2 protein-coding genes are annotated in these 2017 nt (G+C 77.4%); both read left to right on the top strand.

All coding sequences use genetic code 11. The features are described from left to right. Positions 1–1257 (top strand): glycosyltransferase family 4 protein (locus C6N75_RS29565; RefSeq protein ID WP_258177684.1); only part of this gene is annotated, 1257 nt, incomplete at its 5' end. After that, entirely contained in the window at positions 1254–1991 is a 738-nt protein-coding gene (locus tag C6N75_RS29570) for a class I SAM-dependent methyltransferase (RefSeq protein WP_105871905.1), read from the top strand. The genes C6N75_RS29565 and C6N75_RS29570, both read left to right, overlap by 4 nt. Positions 1992–2017 lie beyond the last annotated feature (26 nt).

Genomic DNA, 2017 nt, shown 5'->3' on the forward strand with positions numbered 1-2017 from the left:
CCGGCCACCGGCCCCGCCCCGCTCCACCCGCGCCCGTCCGGCTCGACGGCCGAGTGGGCCGAGCGCGCCGGGACGCACCCACGGCACATCGTCTTCCTGGCCCACCGCGACCTGTCGCACCCCTCGGCCGGCGGCTCGGAACTGCTGGTGGACCAGTTGGCGCGGGGGCTGTCCGCCCAGGGACACCAGGTGACGCTGCTGTGCGGTGGACCCGCCGTCCACCGCCCCTACCGGGTGGTCTCGGCCGGCTCCGACCTCGGCCACTACCTGGGCGCGCGCCGGGCCTTCGCCCGCCAGGTCGGCTCCTGCGACCTGCTGGTCGAGGTCTGCAACGGCGTGCCCTACCTCGCGCCGCTGTGGCACCGCGGACCCACCCTCTGCCTGGTCAACCACGTGCACACCGACCTGTGGGGACTGCGCTTCCCCCGGCCGGTGGCCCGGGCCGGACGGAGGCTGGAGCACTGGGCGCTGGCCCGGGCGCACGCCGGGAACCTGCTGGTCGCCGTCTCCCCGTCCACCGCCGCCGCGCTGCGCGGCATCGGCGTGCCGGGCGACCGCATCCGGATCGTGCCCAACGGGGTCCACGAGCCGCCGGCCCGCGCCCCGCGCGCCACCGAACCGGTCTTCACCGTGCTGGGCCGGCTGGTCGACTACAAGCGCGTGGACCTGCTGCTGCGCCTGTGGGAGCGGGTCCGCCCGGTCACCGGCGGCCGGCTGGTCATCGCCGGCGACGGCCCGGAGCGGCAGCGGCTGGAACGGACGGCCGGACCCGGCGTGGAGTTCGCCGGGCACGTCAGCGAGGACGCCAAGCACCGGCTGCTCGCCGCCTCCTGGCTGCTGCTGCACCCGGCCGCCGTCGAGGGCTGGGGCCTGGTCGTCACCGAGGCCGCCACGCACGCCACCCCCACCCTCGCCTTCGACGTCCCCGGCCTGCGGGACTCGGTGCGCGACGGCGTCACCGGAGTGCTGGCCCGCGGCGAGTCGTCGTTCGCCGCCGCCTGGTGCGCGCTGGCCCTGGACCACGAGCGCCGCCTGGCCATGGGCCGGGCCGCCGCCGAACACGCCGCCGGCTACCGCTGGGCCGGTACCGTACGCCGCTTCCGCGCCGTCGCCCTGGAGGCCGCCGGCGCCCACCCCGGACATCCGCGCACCGCCCCGAGCGCCCCCGTACCGGACCCGGCGGCCGGCGGCCACCGGGTGCCGCTGCCCGCCGGTGCGCCCGGACACCCCCGGCCGGGCGGCGGTGCGCGCGCGTGACGGACCCCCGTGCGTGGCGGGACCCCTCGTTCCGCCGCTCGCTCACCCTCTTCCGCGCCTTCCTGCGCGAGCAGCAGGACCCGGCGGCCGTCTACGACCTGCTGGCCCGGGACGCCGCCGACCAGGTCGAGCGGTACCTGCCGGTCGACGGCCGGGTGGTCGTCGACGTCGGCGGCGGCCGCGGCCACTTCACCGCCGAGTTCCGCCGGCGCGGCGCCCACGGCTACCTCTTCGAACCGGACGCCGCCGAACTGGCCGCCGCGCCCGCCGGGGCCGCGGTACGGGCCGACGGCTACCTGCTGCCGCTCGCCGACGGCGCGGCCGACGTGTGCTTCTCCTCCAACGTCCTGGAGCACGTCGCCGACCCCGCCACCTTCGTCAGCGAGATGGTGCGGGTCACCCGCCCCGGCGGCATGGTCTACCTCTCCTTCACCAACTGGCTCTCCCCCTGGGGCGGGCACGAGTGGGCGCCCTGGCACTACCTGGGCGCCGAACGGGCCCGCCGCCGCTACGAACGGCGCACCGGGCGCGCGGCCAAGCACCGCCTCGGCGTCAACCTCTTCCCGGTCGGCGTCGGCCGCACCTTGCGGGACGTCCGCGCCCGCACCGACGTCACGGTCGTCACCGCCCGCTCCCGCTACTGGCCGGTGCTGCCCGAACTGGCCCCCAGGCTGCCGGTGGTGCGCGAGATCGCCACCTGGAACCTCCTCCTCATCCTCCGGCGGTGCCGATGACCAGCACACTGCACGCCCGTCCGCCC

The sequence above is a fragment of the Streptomyces solincola genome, assembly GCF_002982015.1.
Lineage (GTDB): Bacteria > Actinomycetota > Actinomycetes > Streptomycetales > Streptomycetaceae > Streptomyces > Streptomyces solincola.